Here is a 16,853-nt window from a genome sequence, read left to right on the forward strand (position 1 = left end):
TGCGCGATCGCCGGACCGACGCAGGACGCGGCGGCGGGGCGGGGACGATCGCGATGGCGGCGGTCCGCGCATCCGGTGACGGGTGGGCAACGCACGCGGACGATCCGCGCCGTGGCCGACCCGCGACCTGGGACGCGGGCGGGATGCGCGCTTTTCAACAACAGTTAGGGATGGCGATGGGCAAGGCAATCCGGGTTTTGATGGTCGCAACGTTGCTGCTGGCGAGTTTCGCCGCGGCCGCCCAGCGGGTCGAGGGCGATCGCGCCCAGGCCGACGGTGCCTACTCGGCCGAAGTGCCGGTGGCCGGGCAGGGCGAGGCCGAGCGCAACGGCGCCATGGCGCGCGCGCTGGCCCAGGTGCTGGGCAAGCTGTCCGGCGACCGCGGCGCGGCGGGCCGGCCGGGTGTCGGCCAGGAACTGCGCCGGGCCAAGGACTACGTCACCGGTTACGACTACCGCCAGGACGAGGGCGTGTCCCAGTCCACCGGCGCGCCGACCTTCCAGACCACCTTGATCGTCAATTTCGATCAGGCCAAGGTCGAAGGCCTGGCCTCGACCCTCGGCCTGCCGATCTGGCCGCAGCCGCGGCCCAAGCCGGTGCTGTGGATGGCGATCGACGACGGCAGCGGTCCGCGCCTGGTCGGCCTGGCCCAGGCCAACGCCGCGCGCGCCGCGCTCAATCGCGCGATCGAACGCGGTTACAAGCTCGGCCTGCCGACCGGCAACGCGGCCGAACAGGCCAGCGTCGGCGCGATCTGGCGCGGCGACGCCGCCGCGGTCGCGCGCGTCTCGGCCCGCTACAGCCCGCCGATGCAGCTGATCGGCAAGATCTACCGGGTCAAGAGCGGCGGCTGGAAAGGCGACTGGAGCTTCGTCGACGGCGGCAAGGTGCTGGCTAGCTGGTCCAACAGCGATCCCGACGCGCGCAAGGTCATGAGCGGCGGCGCCGACGGCGCGGCCGATGCATTGATGAAGCGGTACGCCAAGCGCAGCGTGGCCGGTCCCCCGGGCACCTACCGCGTGGTGTTCAGCGGCGTGCGCAGCGCCGACGACTACATCCGCCTGGCCGGCTACCTGCAAGGCCTGGCGGTGATCCGCAAGATCACCCCGATCCGCGCCACCCCCGACTCCCTGGAGTACGACCTGGAACTGCTGTCCGGCCTGCCCGGCCTCAAGCGCATGACCGATGCCGGCGACACCCTGGTGCAGCTGGAAGGCCTTGAAGGCCAGCCGCCCGTGTTCCAGTTGCACTGACCATGGACCGCACTCCTCTGGAAGACATCGCGCTGTTCCTGCGCCGCCTGCAATGGGCGGCGCTCGGCGTCGGCGCGTGCTGGCTGCTGTGGGTGCTGGCCCCGGTGCTGACCCCGTTCGTGATCGCCGCGATGCTCGGCTGGCTCGGCGATCCGCTGGTCGACCGGCTCGAACGCACCGGCCGCTCGCGCAACACCTCGGTGATCCTGGTGTTCACGCTGATGGCGTTGCTGGTGGTGCTGGTGCTGCTGATCCTGGTGCCGCTGATCGAGCGCCAGATCACCACCCTGATCGTGTCGCTGCCGAGTTACCGCGACTGGTTCACCGGCACCGCGATTCCGTGGCTGGAGCAGCGCACCGGGTTCGAGATCAGCGCCTGGCTCGACCTTAATCATCTGATCGAACTGGTGCGCAGCAATTGGGAACGCGCCGGCGGCGTGGCGACCACGATGCTGGGTTATCTGTCGCGTTCGGGCTTCGCGGTGATGGCGATGATCGCCAACATCGCGCTGCTGCCGGTGCTGACGTTCTTCTTCCTGCGCGACTGGGACGTGCTGGTCGAGCGGGTCGCCTCGCTGATCCCGCGCGATCATCTGGCCACCGCGAGCCGCCTGGCCAAGGCTTCGAGCGACGTGCTCGGCGCGTTCCTGCGCGGCCAGTTCCTGGTGATGATCACGCTCGGCGTGATGTACGGCATCGGCCTGTGGGCGGTCGGTCTGGACCTCGGCATCCTGATCGGCATCATCGCCGGCCTGTTGACCTTCGTGCCTTACCTCGGCCCGGCCAGCGGCATCATCCTCGGCGTGATCGCCGCGCTAGTGCAGTACGGCGACTGGAAATACGTGGCCGGCGTGCTTGCGGTGTTCGGCGTGGGCCAGGTGGTCGAAAGCTATTGGCTGACGCCGAAGCTGGTCGGCGACCGCATCGGCCTGCATCCGGTCGCGGTGATCTTCGCCGTGCTCGCCGGCGGCACCTTGTTCGGTTTCCTCGGCATGCTGCTGGCATTGCCGGTGGCGGCGGTGGCCAACGTGTTGCTGCGCTATGCGCAGGAGCGCTACACCCACAGCCGCCTGTACGCCGGCGATCATCCGACCATCCTGCTCGACCCGGCCTCCAACCCGGTGTCGCCGCGCGCCGCCGCGTCGGCGCCGAGCGACGACAGCCACGCCGCACCCGCCGCCGACGTGTCCACGGAGCGCGCGCCGCAGTGAGCGTCCCGCAGTTGCCGCTGTCCCTGCGTTATCCGCCGGATCAGAGCCTGGACACCTATGTGGATGCGCCCGCGGGCGCGATCGCGCAGTTGCGCGCGCTGGCGACGCACACCCACGAAACCGCCGGTTACGCCGATCCGACCGGCGCCGACTGGGTGTATCTGGCCGGTCCGGCCGGGGTCGGCAAGACTCATCTATTGCTCGGCGCCTGCGCCGCGGCCGAAGTGGCGGGACGCCGCGCCGCCTACGTGCCGCTGGCCGCCGCGGCCGGGCGCTTGCGCGAAGCGTTGCACGCGCTGGAAGGCAACGACCTGCTGGCGTTGGACGGCATCGAAGCGATCGCGGGCCATCGCGACGACGAAGTCGCCTTGTTCGACACCCACAACCGCGCGCGTCAGGCCGGCATCGCGATCATCTACGCTGCGCGCGAGAATCCCGACGAGTTGTCCCTGGTCCTGCCCGACCTGCGTTCGCGTTTGTCGCAATGCACGCGCATCGTGCTGACCCCGCTCGACGACGCCGGTCGCGGCGAGGTGCTGCGTCAGCGCGCGCAGCGGCGCGGGTTGGCCTTGGAAGAGGCGGCGCTGGACTGGATGCTCAAGCGGGTCGATCGCGATCTCGGTGGTTTGACCTCGCTGCTCGACAAGCTCGATCGGGCTTCGCTGGCGGCGCAGCGACGGATTACGGTGCCGTTTTTGCGGCAGACGCTTGAGCTCGATAACTGACGGTTGGGTTGGTTGGCGCTTGGCGCGGGAGTTTCGTGTCGATGCGCCGGGTGTGTCGACGATGGTGTATGTCCGTATCGGGTCCATTCCCGGTCGCTGTTGCCTGCAGCTTTAAAGGCTTCAAGCCTTGAGGCTGTGGAGCCTTTGAAGCCAAAGGCAGGATCAACAGCTTTCGTCCGCAAGCGGCCGAGTTACTTTCTTTTGTCAAAAGCGACAAAAGTCCGTCTGGATTCCCTTCGGTCAAAAGGTAACCAAAGAAAAACGCTTTTTGTGAATCAAGTGCCCGCGCGTGCGGTGCATACGCAGGCATGCGCCACACGGGACATCCATTTCCCGGTGGCGCACGGCGTGCATCCTGCACGCCGCCCTCTGGGTGTGCTTTTGCTAACGCGAATTACAAGCATCGCAGCGCTGGATGAACCGCGTGACTTCAATCATTGAGCCAAAGCCAAAGCCAAAGCCAAAGCCAAAGCCAACGCAAAAGCTGACGCTTACGCCAAAGTTCGAATGGAATTGGAGCAAGCGGAGCGATGGCCGGAGCTGAAATAGACGGAAAACGGGACTCGGCCCAAATCATTCGAAATTCGGAAAGGGCACTGCGACACGCCGCGGCCAGAACGCGATAACGCGTTCTCAAGCCCAACCGCCCGCTAAGCCAACAACTCCCGATAAATCGCCAGATCGGCCTCGGAAAAACAACAGAACACCACTTCGTCGATCGAGCGGTCGCCCTCGCCGAAACCGCGCGTCGTGGCCACCGCGATCTCCGCCGCCGCCCGCGACGGATAACCGAAAATACCCGTGCTGATGCAAGGAAACGCGATGCCCTTGAGCCCACGCTTCGCGGCGATCTGCAGACACTGCCGATAGCACGAAGCCAACAACGCCGGCTCGCCCTGATCGCCACCGCGCCAGACCGGGCCGACGGTGTGGATCACGTACTGCGCCGGCAGGCGATAGCCGCGGGTCAACTTGGCCTCGCCGGTCTTGCAGCCGCCGAGCAAGCGGCATTCGGACACCAGGTCCGGGCCGGCCGCGCGGTGGATCGCGCCGTCCACGCCGCCGCCACCGAGCAGCGAGGAATTGGCCGCGTTGACGATCGCGTCGATCGTCAGCCGGGTGATGTCGCCCTGGATCGACCGCAGTTGCATGGACCCGTCCTGTATCAGTCGTGTTCCGGCCAATCGATGAATTCGGGCGCGACTGTGTCGGTCAGCCACACGCCATTGTCAGCACGGAAGAATGCTATGCCGCGCTCGTGCATCACGCCGGCGCGAATGTGCAGGACAAGCGGTTTGCCGTGACGACTGCCGACCTTGATCGCGGTGCCCTTGTCCAAGGACAGATGTACATGCTGGCGACTTTGCCGGGTCAATCCCTGCGCACGGATCGAATCGGCGAAGCGTGTCGCGGTGCCGTGGTACAGCGACGCGGGTGGCTGCAACGGCGTCAGGGCCAGGTCGATCTGGATCGAATGCCCTTGGCTGGCGCGGATGCGTCGACCGTCGTCGCTGATCTTGAAGCGCTGCTTGTCGTTGTCCCGCACGATCTCCTCGATCATCCGTCGCGACATCGGCTTGCCGTGCATGCCGGCCTGACGGATCAGGTCGTCGATCAGCGCCCAACCGTTGTCGTCGAGTTTCAGGCCGATGGTCTCGGGCTCATGGCGCAGGATGAGGCTGAGGAACTTGCTTTTGCTCTTGAGTTTGTCGCTCATGGTCTTCCGTGAATAGTCGCAGGCGCCGCGTGCGGGCGCCGCGGCTCAGTGTTGTTCGGGCCAATCGATGAATTCAGCCGCGACCGCGTCGGTCAGCCACACGCCGTTGGCGGACTGGTAGAAGCTCAATCCGCGCGCATGCATTTCGCCGGCGCGGATGCTCAGCACCAGGGCCTTGCCGTGGCGGCTGCCGACCTTGGTCGCGGTGGCCTGATCCGAGGACAGATGCACGTGCTGGCGGCTTTGCTTGACCAGGCCGAGGTTGCGGATCGATTTGGCGAAGCGGGTCGCGGTGCCGTGGTACAGCGTGGCCGGCGGCGGCAGCGGCGCGAGTTCCAGGTCGACCTCGATCGAATGGCCCTGGTTGGCGCGGATGCGCGCGCCGTCTTCGCTGATCGCGAAGCGCTGCTTGTCGCTGTTGCGCACGACCTGTTCGATCAGTTCGCGCGTTACCGGCTTGCCGTCGGCGTTGGCCAGGCGGACCAGTTCGTCGAGGTCGGCCCAGCCGTTCGCGTCGAGAGTCAGGCCGATCGCTTCGGGTTCGTGGCGCAGCACGAGGCTGAGGAATTTGCTGGTCTTGGTGAGGTTGACGGAGCTCATGTCGTTTCCAATTCGGTAAGGGCGGCGGCGCGATCGGGCGGTGTGGCCGGTCGCGTCGCGCGGAGTAAGTCGCGCAGTAAGCGAGGCGATGCTCAGCCGTTGGCCGCGGCGGCCAGCGCCGCGTCGAGCTGTTGCAATCGTTCCGGGGTGCCGACATCGGTCCAGCGGCCGCGATGGTGTTCGCCGCTCAGGCGGCCGCGCGCGGCCGCGGCGCGCAGCAGCGGCACGGTGCTGAAACGCGGCGGTTGCAACTGCGTGCCGGGCGCGTCGCCGAGCACGTCGCGCCAGCCGTCGAACAGGCTCGCGCGGTACAGGCCGATGCCGGAGTAGGTGAGTCGCGATGGGCCGTCGTTGTGCAGCAGGCCTTGGTCGAGCCGGCTGGTATCGAGTTGGAAATCGCCGCGCGGATGCTGCGGCGGATTGTCGACCAACACCAGGTAAGCGTCGCCGTCGAACTCGCGCGGCAGCGCGGCGAAGTCGTAATCGGTCCAGATGTCGCCGTTGGCGACCAGGAACGGCGCCCGCGGATCGGCGCCGTCGAGCAGCAGCGGCAGGGCATTCAACAGGCCGCCGCCGGTTTCCAGCGGGGTGGTGCCTTCGTACGAATAGCGCAGGCGCAGGCCCCAGCGTGCGCCGTCGCCCAAGGTGTCGGCGAACTGCGGCGCGAGCCACGAGGTGTTGACGATCACTTCGCTCACACCAATCGCGGCCAGTTTTTCCAGATGCCATTCGATCAGGCGCTTGCCGCCGACCGCGAGCAGCGGCTTGGGCGTGTGCAGGGTCAGCGGGCGCATGCGCTCGCCCAGGCCGGCGGCGAAGATCAGCGCCTTCATGCCGGCTGGGTCGCGGTGGTGGAGGTCAGCGCCGGGCGCACGTAGCGCTCGACGATATCGGCCAGCGGCGCCAGCTCGGGGTAACGCGGCAGCACCACGTCGAGATAGGCGAGGAAGCGCGGCGCGTCGGCCAGGTATTTCGGCTTGCCGTCGCGGTGATTGAGGCGCGCGAACAGGCCGATGATCTTGATGTGGCGTTGCAGGCCGGCGTAATCGGCGTCGCGGCGGAAACGGGCGAAGTCGGGCAGCGGGATGCCGGCGGCGGTCGCGCGCGCGTGGTAGCGCGCGAGCCAGCCGTCGATGCGCGTTTCCGGCCAGCTGACGAAGGCGTCGCGGAACAGGCTGATCGGGTCGTAGGCGATCGGCCCGCGCAGCGCGCCCTGGAAATCGATCACCGCCACGCCGCCGTCGACCGGCATCAGATTGCGCGGCATGTAGTCGCGGTGCACGAACACCTGGCGCTGGGCGAGCACGTTGTCGAGGATGCGGCGATAGGCCAGGTCGAGGTTTTCCAGGTCGCCGCAGTCGAGGGTCAGGCCGAGATGACGGCCGAGGAACCATTCGTCGAACAGCCGCAGTTCGCGCGCAAGAAAGGCTTCGTCGTAAGGCTGCAGGTCGTCGGGGCAGGGCAGCGCCTGGATCTTGAGCAACTGGTCGAAGGCGGCGTCGAACAGCGCATCGGCATCGGCCTCGCCGGCCTCGAAGGCCTGCAGGAAGGTCTGCTGGCCGAGGTCCTCAAGCAGCAGGAAACCCAGTTCCATGTCCTGCGCATGCACTTGCGGGACGCGCACGCCGCCGGCCAGCAGCATCTCGCGGATGCGCAGCCACGGCCGGGCATCTTCGAGCTCGGGTGGGGAATCCATGACGATCACGCTGCGCTCGGTCGCGCCGCCGGCGTCGGCCAGGCCGCGCCAATAGCTGCGGAAACCGGCGTCGAACGAGGCGCGGGTCAGGTCGAGGCGGGCGTCGCCGGTCGCCGCGCGCGCCCAGGCCAGGCGGGCGTCGTCGCGGTCGGTGGGGTGCGGCTGGGTCATGCGTGCTCCATGCGACCGGGGCGGTCGCAGGTGCACAGGGTAAACGTCCGTGGGCCAGGGGTGAATGTCGTGGTGGCCGAAGGCCCCTCATCCGCCCTTCGGGCACCTTCTCCCGCGGGCGGGAGAAGGGAGGGGCGGGGTTCGCCGAAGGATCGGGAGTGGCGCTCGTAGTGCTGCGAGGCGCGTGCGTCACTCGGCGCTGAGTGTCGTAAAGCCCTCTCCCGCGCGCGGGAGAGGGTGGGGTGAGGGCAGACACGCTCGCATCGCGCTGCCGTTCTCACGGATAGAAGTAGGGCGGAGCCCTCGCCGCAGGTTCCTCCAACGCAGTCGCCACCGCTGCCTTCGGATTTCCTGCGCCGACAACCCCGCCCTACAGGTACACCTGCATCAATCAAAACCGCTCAAGGAGAAAACCAGGAGAACAACTCAAGGAGAACAACTGCGTCTTTCAGCATCGACTGCTTTGCAACCAACTACCTAGGAACAACGAACCACACAAAACCGATCACATCCAATGAAGCGCGGGGCGAGGCCGGCGCGGCGCCGGGTCCCGCGTAGCGGCACGTGTACGCGGTTCCGTCGCGCACGGCCTCGCCCCGCCTGTTGCTAGGCCGCGACCGGCTCTTCGGTTTTATCCAGAGACGCCAGCCACTCGTCGTCCGATCCTTCCGATACGCCTTCGAACAGGAAGGTCGACAGATAGCGCTCGCCGGTGTCGGGCAGCATCGCCAGCAGCACCGAGCCTTCCAGCGCGCTTTGCGCGACCTGCAGCGCGGCGGCCACGGTCGCGCCGGCGGAGATGCCGACGAACAGGCCTTCCTCGGACGCGAGCCGGCGCGCGGTGTCGCGCGCGGTCACGTCGTCGACCGGACGGATTTCGTCAGCGACGCCGCGATCGAGCACGCCGGGCACGAAGTCCGGGGTCCAGCCCTGGATCTTGTGCGGCTGCCAGTTGGCGCCGCTGAGCAGGGACGCGCCGGCCGGTTCGGAGGTGACGATCTTCAAATCAGGACGCGCGAGCTTGAGCACCTGGCCGACGCCGGTCAGGGTGCCGCCGGTGCCCCAGCCGGTGACGAAGTAGTCCAGCCGCTTGCCGGCGAAGTCGAGCAGGATTTCCGGCCCGGTGGTGCTGCGGTGATAAGCGGGGTTGGCCGGGTTTTCGAACTGCCGGGCCAGGAACCAACCGTGTTTTTCCGCCAGTTCGGCGGCCTTGCGGACCATGCCGGTGCCGCGCTCGGCGGCCGGGGTCAGGATCACTTTCGCGCCGTACGCGCGCATCAGCTTGCGCCGCTCGATCGAGAAGGTTTCGGTCATCACCGCGACGAAGGGGTAGCCGCGCGCGGCGGCGACCATCGCCAGCGCGATGCCGGTATTGCCCGAGGTCGCTTCGACGATGGTCTGGCCGGGCTTGAGCGCGCCGCTGCGTTCGGCGTCGAGTACGATCGCCAGGGCGAGGCGGTCCTTGACCGAACCGCCGGGATTGAACGATTCGACTTTCGCGTACAGCGATACGTGCTTGGGCGCGATGCGATGCAGTTTGACGATCGGGGTGTTGCCGATGGTGTCGAGGATGCTGTCGTACAAAGGCATTGGAAGGTCTCCCGTGGCGTGGGTGATGAGGTCAGGCGGCCGCGGCGAGCGCGGTGTCGCTGGAGATTTCGAAAGCAGGAACATCGGTCAACGGCGCATCGCCGAACCAGTGCAGTCGCGTGGCGAGCGCGGCGACTTCGCCGACGATCAGCAAGGCCGGCGACTGCACCTCATGCCCGCGTGCGCGCTCGGCCAGATCGGCGAGGGTGCCGGTGACCACGCGTTGTTCGCGGCGTGAACCGTTTTCGATCAATGCGAACGGGGTGCTCGCGGCGCGGCCGTGTTCGATCAGCTTGTCGCGCAGCACGTCCAGGCCGGACACGCCCATGTACACCGCGAGGGTTTGTTTTTCCTGAGCCAGCGACTGCCAGTCGAGCGCGTCGGCGGAATCCTTCAGATGCGCGGTGACCACCCGCAGCGATTGCGCATGCTCGCGATGGGTCAGCGGAATGCCGGCATAGGCGGCGCACGCCAACGCGGCGGTGATGCCCGGCACCACTTCGAAAGCGATGCCGGCATCGGCCAGCACTTCGAGTTCTTCGCCGCCGCGACCGAACACGAACGGATCGCCGCCCTTGAGGCGCACCACGCGCTTGCCGGCGCGGGCGTGTTCGAGCATCAACTCGTGGATGCGGTCCTGGGTGGTGTGGTGGTTGCCGGCCTGCTTGCCGACTTCGATCAGTTCGGCGTCGCGGCGAGCGAGCCGCAGCACGTCGGCGCTGACCAATCGATCGTGCAGGATCACGTCGGCTTCGTTGAGCACGCGCAGGCCGCGCAAGGTCATCAACCCCGCATCGCCCGGGCCCGCGCCGACCAGCGCGACCGAGCCGGCCTGCGGCACCGCCGGCTTGTCGTCGATCAAGGCCACGCCGAATGCGCGTTGCGCCTCGTCGATACGGCCTTCGCGCAACAGCGACGGGATCGGACCGGACAGCACGCGGTCGAAGAAGCGCCGGCGCAGGCCCATGTCGGGGTAGTGCTTGCGGATGCGCGCGCGTTCGCGGGTCAGCAGGTTCGCGAGCGCGCCGAGCGATTCGTCGAATTGGGTTTCCAGGGTTTCGCGCAGATGGCGCGCGAGCATCGGCGCGCCGCCGCCGCTGGAAATCGCGATCTGCACCGGGCCGCGTTCGACCCGCGCCGGGACGTGGAAGCTGGAGGCCTCGACATCGTCGACCACGTTGACCCAGACCCGCTGCGCCAACCCGGCCTCGGCGACGGCGCGGTTGACCGCGGCATCGTCGGTCGCGGCGATCGCGAGCCAGGCGCCTTCGAGCCATTCGGGGACGAAGGACCCGTCGAGATGTTCGATCCGGCCCTGCGCGGCCCAGTCCGCGAGCGTGGCCGACAGTTCCGGCGCCCCGACCCGCACCCGCGCCCCGGCGTCCAGCAGCGCCGCGGCCTTGCGCTGCGCCACCGCGCCACCGCCGACCACCAGCACGAGACGCTCGCGCAGATCGGCAAACAGCGGGAACAGGAGGCTGGTCATGGCGGCGTGGACTGGATCCGGGGACGATGGGACGACCCTAAGGCCGCCGCCGGGCGACCGGAAATGACGCCGCCGCCTTTGCTCATGCCGTCACGTAATGAGTCGCAGCGTTGCGGCGCGGATACTGGACAAAGCCACCATACGCCGGCTAGCCTATAAATCCCTTTATCCGAATAGAGCGATAAATACGTGGACGCGACCCGTCAGCGAATGTCCTGCGCACCGGCTTCGGCCCCGGTCGTCCGGAAACGGAACGACGCGGGTTGTTGTCGCCCGTGCCGACAGCGCGCTGCCCATCGCCTCCACCGCGGTCCTCTTTTACGGATAGTTTCGCCATGACCCTGACTCAACTGCGTTATCTGGTCGCCATTGCCGATTCCGGCCTCAACATCACCCTGGCCGCCGAGCGCGTCCACGCCACCCAGCCCGGTCTGTCCAAACAGCTCAAGCAGTTGGAGGACGAGCTGGGTTTCCTGTTGTTCGTGCGCAAAGGCCGCAGCCTGGAAGCGATCGCGCCGGCCGGCGAGCGCGTGCTCGAACACGCGCGCCGCATTCTCGAAGAAGCCGGCAATATCCGCGCTTACGCCGCCAACGAGCGCGGCCAGCACGCCGGTCGTCTGGTGCTGTCGACCACGCACACCCAGGCGCGTTATGTGTTGCCGCCGATCATCGCCCAGGTCAAGCGCGACTTCCCGCAGGTCAGCGTGCATCTGCAGGCCGCGGCCGACGGCGAGGTGCTGTCGCATCTGTCGCACGGCAATGCCGATCTGGCGGTGATCAGCACCGCCGGTGCCGCGCCCGAGGGCGGGCTGGCGGTGCCGTTGTTCCGCTGGCGCCGGGTGGTGCTGGTGCCGCGCACGCATGCGCTGGCCAAGCTCGATCGCGCGCCGACGTTGGCCGATCTCGCCTCGCAGCCGTTGATCAGTTACGAATCCTCGACCCGGCCGGAATCCTCGTTGCGCCGCGCGTTCGCCGCCGGCGGGCACGAGCCGCAGCTGGCGATGACCGCGCGCGACGCGGATCTGATCAAGACCTATGTGCGCGCCGGATTGGGCGTGGGCGTGCTGGCCGAGATGGCGGTCACCTCGCGCGACGAAGACCTCAAGGCGCTGGTCGCGCCGGACGCGTTTCCCGAGTGCATCACCTGGGCGGTGATCCCGCGCGCGCGCGTATTGCGCGATTACGCGCTGGAGTTGCTGCATGGGTTGGCGCCGCAGATCGACCGGCGCGATCTGCGCCGGGTGCTGGAAGGCAATCTGGAGCCGCAGTGGCCGACGGCGCCGACCTGGGTTGAGTTGACCCAGCCGATCAGTTCCTGATCGCGCTTACCGTCGCTCCGTCTCCCGCTCCCTCTCCCGCTTGCGGGAGAGGGCTGGGGTGAGGGCGCGAGAATCCACAATCGCTGTTGTCGCCTGAAATCTTGATTCGAACTCACTACAAGACTTCACGATAATCGGATCGCCCGCGCGCCCTCATCCGGCCCTTCGGGCCACCTTCTCCCGCAAGCGGGAGAAGGACTCGGCATCGGGCCTGGCAAGCGCTCGAAGTCGTCAAGCCGCCTGATTCTCCGCCGCCGGCTCGCTATCAAAATGCAGCCCGCACTCGCGCTTGAGCCCGAAGAACCGCGTGTCCTCCTCGCGCATGCCCGGTTCCAGGCGGCGGGTGGTGTGGATATCGCCGATCGACACATAGCCGTCGTGCCACAGCGGGTGATACGGCAGATCGTGCGCCTGCAGGTATTGCCAGACTTCGCGGTCGCTCCAGTCGGCCAGCGGATGCAGTTTCCAGCGGCCGTCCTTGATCTGCAGGAAATCCAGGTTGGCGCGGCTGCCGGACTGGCTGCGGCGCAGGCCGGCGATCCAGGTGCGCACGCCCAATTCGTTCAAGGCACGCTGCATCGGCTCGACCTTGCGCATGCGGTTGTAACGCTCGATGCCTTCCAGCCCCTGCTCCCACAAACGGCCGAATTTCGCTTCCATCCAGGCGATGCCGATCTGCGGGCGATACACCTTGAGGTTGAGCTTGAGCCGGTCGCCGAGTTCGTCGATGAAGCGGTAGGTTTCCGGAAACAGATAACCGGTATCGACCACGATCACCGGAATCCGCGGCGCCTGCACCGTGACCATGTGCAGCGACACCGCCGACTGCGCGCCGAAACTTGACGACAGCGCGTGCTCGCCGGCGGTGTTTTCCAATGCCCAGGCGACGCGCTGTTCGGCGGTCTGCGTGCCCAGCCAGGCGTTGAGTTCGGCCAGCGCGCGCGGGGATTCGGCGGCGGTGACGGGATCGGTGGGAGCGCTCATGCGTGGGCCTCGGTGACCAGGACCACCGGGATGCCGGTGGGAGTGGGATAGGGGACGGATACGACGTCGCGGCGGACCAGGTAATCGCCGAAACCTTCCTCGCCGTCGCGCTCGCTGGCGTAGCCGGCGAACAGCGGATCGAGCGCGGCCAGGATCTCGGGTTCGGCGATGTTTTCGCGGTACAGCGTGTTCAAGCGCTGGCCGCGATGGTCGGCGCCGAGCATCAGGTTGTAGCGGCCCGGCGCCTTGCCGACCAGGGCGATCTCGCCCAGGTACGGACGCGAACAACCGTTCGGGCAACCGCTGATGCGCAGGTTGATCGAGGCGTCGGAAATCGCGTGCTTGGCCAGCAGTTTTTCGACCTCGCCGACGAAATCGGGCAGGTAGCGTTCGGCTTCGGCCATGGCCAGGCCGCAGGTCGGTAGCGCCACGCAGGCGAGCGCATTGCGTCGCACCGCGCTCGCGCGCACATGCCCGTCGAGGCCGTGCTGCGCGACCAGCGCATCGACCTGCGCGCGCCGCGCCGCCGGCACCCCGGCGATGACCAGGTTCTGGTTCGGGGTCATGCGGAATTCGGCGCTGTCGTGGCCGTCGAGCAACTGCGCGATCTCGCGCAAGCCGCTCAGATGGGTGACCGCTTCGCCCAGGCCATCGAGCGCGCCGTCGACGATACGGCCGGCCGGAATACGCAAGGTCAGATGCGCCACGCTTTCGCCGCCGGCACGGTCGTCGCTGTCGACCCAGCCGAAACGGTCGCCGTTATGGCGGAAGGCGAACGCACGCGCCGGAAGGAGAGGGAAACCGGCGCGGCGTTCGACTTCCGCCTTGAACCACTCGAGCCCACGGTCGTCGATGGTGTACTTCAGGCGCGCGCGCTTGCGCACCGCGCGATTGCCGAAATCGCGCTGCGCGGTCACCACCGCCACGCCGACATCGATCACCTGCTCGGGGGTGACGAAGCCGATCACGTCGGCGACCCGCGGATAGGTTTCCGCATCGCCGTGGGTCGCGCCCATGCCGCCGCCGACGGTGACGTTGTAGCCCAGCAGTTCGCCGTCTTCGATGATCGCGATATAGCCCAAGTCCTGGGCGAACACATCGACATCGTTGTACGGCGGAATCGCGAAGCCGATCTTGAACTTGCGCGGCAGGTAGGCGTTGCCGTAGATCGGCTCGTCCTCGCTGCCGCTGCCGTCGACCCGTTCTTCGTCCAGCCAGATCTCGTAATAGGCGCGGGTGTTCGGCAGCAGATGCTCCGACAGCGCCGCGGCCTGGGCGAACACTTGCGCGTGCGAGGCCGAGATCTGCGGATTGGCGGCGACCGCGACGTTGCGGTTGACGTCGCCGCAGGCGGCCAGCGTGTCGATCAGCGCGGCATTGATCGCCTGCATGGTCGACTTGAGTTCGGTCTTGATCACCCCGTGGAACTGGAATGCCTGGCGGGTGGTGATGCGCAGCCCGCGCTCGGCATAGGTCGTCGCGATCGCGTCGAGCTTGAGCCACTGCCGCGGCGACACCACCCCGCCCGGCGTGCGGGTGCGGATCATGAAGCTGTAGGCCGGTTCCAACAGCGCCTGGCGGCGTTCTTCGCGGACGTCGCGATCGTCCTGCTGGTAGCTGCCGTGGTACTTGATCAGGGTCTGATCGTCGTCGTTGAGCGCGCCGGTGACTTGATTGGCCAGACTCTCCAGCAGCGTGCCGCGCAGGCGCGCGCTGTTGTGCTTGATGTCCTCGACCGAATGCGCGCTCATGCGCGCGCTCCGCGCAGCGACGGATGCAGCCCGAACAGAACGCGGCCCGCCGGCGATGCCGCGCTCTTGCCGGCGCGTGCGGTCGAGACGGTGTCGTTTCCGCGTTCCATCCGGACTGCCGGGGCAACTGGCGTTCCGTCGCGATCAGTAGACACGAACATGCACACAGCGACCTGCGACGCGCGGCCCGATTCGATGAAGTGCCGCCCGATGAAATTCCGTTGCGAGCTGTGATGGCCTTGCGCGTGCATCAGTAAACGTCCCGGGCGTAGCGGCCCTGTTGCTGCAAATCGTTCAGATACTCTTCGGCGGCTTCGGCAGTCTTGCCGCCGTGTTCGGCGATCACCGCCAGCAACGCGGCATGCACGTCCTTGGCCATGCGGGTGGCGTCGCCGCACACGTACAGATGCGCGCCGCCTTGCAGCCAGTCGTACAGGTCGCGGCCGTGTTCGCGCAGGCGATGCTGGACGTAGATCTTCTGCGCCTGATCGCGCGAGAACGCGAGGTCCAGGCGGTGCAGCTGGCCGGCCTTCAACGCCGCCTGCCATTCCACTTGATAGAGGAAGTCGCTGCGGAAATGCGGGTTGCCGAACAGCAGCCAGTTGCGGCCGGCGGCGCCATCGGCGGCGCGGTCCTGGACGAAACCGCGGAACGGCGCGACGCCGGTGCCCGGGCCGATCATGACGATGTCGCGAGTGGGATCGCTCGGCAGGCGGAAGCGGTCGTTGTGTTCGATGAACACCGGCAGGCGTTCGCCTTCCTCGGCGACGGCGAGCAGATGCGAGGCCGCGCCCCAGCGCAGGCCGGCTTGCGTCGCGTACTCCAGGTGAGCGACGGTGAGATGGGCTTCGTCGCCGACCGCCTTCTGGCTGGAGGCGATCGAATACAGCCGCGGGGTCAGCGGACGCAACGCCGCGACCAGTTCCTCGGCCGACCAATCGCCGTCAAAGCGTTGCAGCAGGTCGATGACCTGGGTGCGCGACAGCAGTTCGGCAAATTGCACATTCTGGTCGGGCGCCAGCAGGCGGTTGAGTTCCTCGCTGCGCGAATGCGCGGCATGGCTGGCGACGAACGGCCGCGCCAGCTTGGTCAGTTCGCGCTTTTCGCTGAGCCACTGACGCAGCGGCAGGTTCTGGCCGCCGTGGCCGACGCTGGCCTCGCCGTCGAGTTGCAGCGTGTCGAGCACCGCCTGCACCAGCGCGGGCGGATTGCGCGGCCACAGGCCGAGCGCGTCGCCGGGCTGGTAATGCAGGCCGGAGCCTTCCAGCGACAGTTCGATATGGCGGATGTCCTTGTCGAAGCCGACCGCGCCGGCGGCGCTGGAGCCGCGCGCGATCAAGCGGCGGTTGGCGATCAGCTCGGCCGCGAACGGCGCGTCGCGATGGAACGCCGGCGCGGCTTGCAGCGGGCGCAGCGGCGTGACCGTGGCCAGATGCGCGGTGGTCGGCTTGAGTGCGTCGCGGGCGTGGCCCAGCGCCTGCTGCAGCCACGGCGTGGACACGGTTTCGAAATCCAGGTCGGCTTCGCCGCGCGCGAACAAGCGGGTCGCGCCGAGTTCGGCCAGGCGCGTATCGAGCTTGGCGCCGATCGCGCAGAACTGCGGATAGCTCGAATCGCCCAGGCCCAGCACGGCGAAACTCAGGCCCTTGAGCTCGGGCGCGCGCTTGCCGGCGATGAACTCGACCAGGCCGCGCGCGTCGTCCGGCGGATCGCCGTCGCCCTGGGTGCTGATGACGATATAAAGCAGTCGCTCGGTCTTGAGTTCGCGGATCGGGTAGGCGTCGGCGCGGACCAGCCGCACCGACAGCCCGGCCGCTTCGGCCTGGCCGGCGAGCTGTTCGGCCAGGCGCTTGGCGTTGCCGGTCTGGCTGCCGTAGACGATGCTCAGGCGCTCGCCGGTCTTGGCTTCCGCCGCGGGCGCGGCGGTGGCGGGCGCCAGGGCCGCGCCGGAGCGGGCCAGCCCGGCGGCATAGCCCGACAACCACCACAGACTGTTGTTGTCGAGGCCGTCGGTCAGGCGGGCGAGCGAATCGAGCCGGTCCGCGGGCAGCGGGCTGGCGAGCAGAGCGGGGGCGGCGAGCGGGGTGGCGGCGGGCACGGCGGTCGGCGTCTGGCTTGGGAGACTGCAGGCTACGAGCCGGACGGGCCACCGCGGAAAGGATGCTCGGTTATGCGGTCATGACCTGCGCTCATTTCTCCCCGAATCCGGGGGGATTTCTAATGGCCCCATCGAACGGCCGGTCCGGATGTGGTTCGATGGACGTCCGCGGAACCTTCCAGAAGGGTCCGCGCGGTGCTCCAGCCGCGTTGCAAGGACCGGGTTCACCGCTTCCGACTGGACGCCGCCGCG

General features: G+C 67.8%; 15 protein-coding genes. 4 read left to right on the plus strand and 11 right to left on the minus strand.

The window, feature by feature from the left end; all coding sequences use genetic code 11:
• Nucleotides 1-176: 176 nt before the first annotated feature.
• The 3 genes from AC3A4T_RS13590 to hda are packed head-to-tail and all read left to right on the plus strand — an operon-like array spanning nt 177 to nt 3,189.
• Nucleotides 177-1,253: a DUF2066 domain-containing protein gene (locus AC3A4T_RS13590; protein ID WP_487675867.1), complete on the plus strand. Its 1,077-nt coding sequence runs from the start codon at nt 177-179 to the stop codon at nt 1,251-1,253.
• Between the two features lie 2 nt (nt 1,254-1,255).
• Nucleotides 1,256-2,464, plus strand: a complete 1,209-nt coding sequence (locus AC3A4T_RS13595; RefSeq protein ID WP_487675868.1) for an AI-2E family transporter — start codon at nt 1,256-1,258, stop codon at nt 2,462-2,464.
• Nucleotides 2,461-3,189 carry a DnaA regulatory inactivator Hda gene (gene hda, locus AC3A4T_RS13600; RefSeq protein WP_487675869.1) on the plus strand — a complete coding sequence of 243 codons (729 nt, stop codon included), beginning with the start codon at nt 2,461-2,463 and terminating at the stop codon, nt 3,187-3,189. The genes AC3A4T_RS13595 and hda overlap by 4 nt, the downstream gene beginning before the upstream one ends.
• A 650-nt stretch (nt 3,190-3,839) precedes the next feature.
• Here the strand turns inward: hda and AC3A4T_RS13605 are convergent.
• The 7 genes from AC3A4T_RS13605 to cysG all read right to left on the minus strand — a co-directional run bounded on the left by AC3A4T_RS13605 (nt 3,840) and on the right by cysG (nt 10,449).
• Nucleotides 3,840-4,340 carry an O-acetyl-ADP-ribose deacetylase gene (locus tag AC3A4T_RS13605; RefSeq protein ID WP_487675870.1) on the minus strand — a complete coding sequence of 167 codons (501 nt, stop codon included), beginning with the start codon at nt 4,338-4,340 and terminating at the stop codon, nt 3,840-3,842.
• Between the two features lie 14 nt (nt 4,341-4,354).
• Complete coding sequence (locus tag AC3A4T_RS13610; RefSeq protein WP_487675871.1) at nt 4,355-4,906, minus strand: RNA 2'-phosphotransferase; 552 nt, start codon at nt 4,904-4,906, stop codon at nt 4,355-4,357.
• Nucleotides 4,907-4,951: 45 nt separating this feature from the next.
• On the minus strand, nt 4,952-5,506 hold the full coding sequence (locus tag AC3A4T_RS13615; protein ID WP_487675872.1) for an RNA 2'-phosphotransferase: 555 nt from the start codon (nt 5,504-5,506) through the stop codon (nt 4,952-4,954).
• Between the two features lie 92 nt (nt 5,507-5,598).
• Nucleotides 5,599-6,339: an N-acetylmuramate alpha-1-phosphate uridylyltransferase MurU gene (murU, locus tag AC3A4T_RS13620; RefSeq protein WP_487675873.1), complete on the minus strand. Its 741-nt coding sequence runs from the start codon at nt 6,337-6,339 to the stop codon at nt 5,599-5,601.
• Nucleotides 6,336-7,373, minus strand: a complete 1,038-nt coding sequence (locus AC3A4T_RS13625; protein ID WP_487675874.1) for an aminoglycoside phosphotransferase family protein — start codon at nt 7,371-7,373, stop codon at nt 6,336-6,338. The genes murU and AC3A4T_RS13625 overlap by 4 nt, the downstream gene beginning before the upstream one ends.
• A 606-nt stretch (nt 7,374-7,979) precedes the next feature.
• A complete protein-coding gene (cysK, locus tag AC3A4T_RS13630; protein WP_487675875.1) occupies nt 7,980-8,963 on the minus strand; it encodes a cysteine synthase A in 984 nt (327 codons plus the stop codon).
• A gap of 31 nt (nt 8,964-8,994) precedes the next feature.
• Complete coding sequence (gene cysG / locus AC3A4T_RS13635; protein ID WP_487675876.1) at nt 8,995-10,449, minus strand: siroheme synthase CysG; 1,455 nt, start codon at nt 10,447-10,449, stop codon at nt 8,995-8,997.
• Nucleotides 10,450-10,784: 335 nt separating this feature from the next.
• Between cysG and AC3A4T_RS13640 the strand changes: the two genes are divergently transcribed.
• Nucleotides 10,785-11,768, plus strand: coding sequence for a LysR family transcriptional regulator (locus AC3A4T_RS13640; protein ID WP_215497770.1), 984 nt, complete (start codon nt 10,785-10,787; stop codon nt 11,766-11,768).
• A gap of 231 nt (nt 11,769-11,999) precedes the next feature.
• Here the strand turns inward: AC3A4T_RS13640 and AC3A4T_RS13645 are convergent, their stop codons facing one another.
• From AC3A4T_RS13645 to AC3A4T_RS13660, 4 genes are read right to left on the minus strand one after another with little or no spacing between them, the layout of a single operon-like run.
• Nucleotides 12,000-12,752, minus strand: a complete 753-nt coding sequence (locus AC3A4T_RS13645) for a phosphoadenylyl-sulfate reductase (protein WP_487675877.1) — start codon at nt 12,750-12,752, stop codon at nt 12,000-12,002.
• Nucleotides 12,749-14,503, minus strand: coding sequence for an assimilatory sulfite reductase (NADPH) hemoprotein subunit (gene cysI / locus AC3A4T_RS13650; RefSeq protein ID WP_487675878.1), 1,755 nt, complete (start codon nt 14,501-14,503; stop codon nt 12,749-12,751). The genes AC3A4T_RS13645 and cysI overlap by 4 nt, the downstream gene beginning before the upstream one ends.
• The gene (locus AC3A4T_RS13655) at nt 14,500-14,754 is read right to left on the minus strand and encodes a hypothetical protein (RefSeq protein ID WP_487675879.1); all 255 of its coding nucleotides are present in this window, start codon (nt 14,752-14,754) and stop codon (nt 14,500-14,502) included. The genes cysI and AC3A4T_RS13655 overlap by 4 nt, the downstream gene beginning before the upstream one ends.
• On the minus strand, nt 14,754-16,601 hold the full coding sequence (locus tag AC3A4T_RS13660; RefSeq protein WP_487675880.1) for an assimilatory sulfite reductase (NADPH) flavoprotein subunit: 1,848 nt from the start codon (nt 16,599-16,601) through the stop codon (nt 14,754-14,756). Before AC3A4T_RS13660 ends, AC3A4T_RS13655 begins: the two co-directional genes overlap by 1 nt.
• Nucleotides 16,602-16,853 lie beyond the last annotated feature (252 nt).

Source organism: Lysobacter sp. Soil_N_51, assembly GCF_057655755.1.

What these genes read in the sequence shown, in the direction of transcription:
- cysI (WP_487675878.1), bottom strand. Translation starts at nt 14,503, where the DNA reads ATGAGCGCGCATTCGGTCGAGGACATCAAGCACAACAGCGCGCGCCTG.
- AC3A4T_RS13645 (WP_487675877.1), bottom strand. Translation starts at nt 12,752, where the DNA reads ATGAGCGCTCCCACCGATCCCGTCACCGCCGCCGAATCCCCGCGCGCG.
- AC3A4T_RS13640 (WP_215497770.1), top strand. Translation starts at nt 10,785, where the DNA reads ATGACCCTGACTCAACTGCGTTATCTGGTCGCCATTGCCGATTCCGGC.
- cysK (WP_487675875.1), bottom strand. Translation starts at nt 8,963, where the DNA reads ATGCCTTTGTACGACAGCATCCTCGACACCATCGGCAACACCCCGATC.
- AC3A4T_RS13590 (WP_487675867.1), top strand. Translation starts at nt 177, where the DNA reads ATGGGCAAGGCAATCCGGGTTTTGATGGTCGCAACGTTGCTGCTGGCG.
- murU (WP_487675873.1), bottom strand. Translation starts at nt 6,339, where the DNA reads ATGAAGGCGCTGATCTTCGCCGCCGGCCTGGGCGAGCGCATGCGCCCG.
- AC3A4T_RS13605 (WP_487675870.1), bottom strand. Translation starts at nt 4,340, where the DNA reads ATGCAACTGCGGTCGATCCAGGGCGACATCACCCGGCTGACGATCGAC.
- AC3A4T_RS13595 (WP_487675868.1), top strand. Translation starts at nt 1,256, where the DNA reads ATGGACCGCACTCCTCTGGAAGACATCGCGCTGTTCCTGCGCCGCCTG.
- AC3A4T_RS13655 (WP_487675879.1), bottom strand. Translation starts at nt 14,754, where the DNA reads ATGCACGCGCAAGGCCATCACAGCTCGCAACGGAATTTCATCGGGCGG.
- cysG (WP_487675876.1), bottom strand. Translation starts at nt 10,449, where the DNA reads ATGACCAGCCTCCTGTTCCCGCTGTTTGCCGATCTGCGCGAGCGTCTC.
- AC3A4T_RS13625 (WP_487675874.1), bottom strand. Translation starts at nt 7,373, where the DNA reads ATGACCCAGCCGCACCCCACCGACCGCGACGACGCCCGCCTGGCCTGG.
- AC3A4T_RS13610 (WP_487675871.1), bottom strand. Translation starts at nt 4,906, where the DNA reads ATGAGCGACAAACTCAAGAGCAAAAGCAAGTTCCTCAGCCTCATCCTG.
- AC3A4T_RS13615 (WP_487675872.1), bottom strand. Translation starts at nt 5,506, where the DNA reads ATGAGCTCCGTCAACCTCACCAAGACCAGCAAATTCCTCAGCCTCGTG.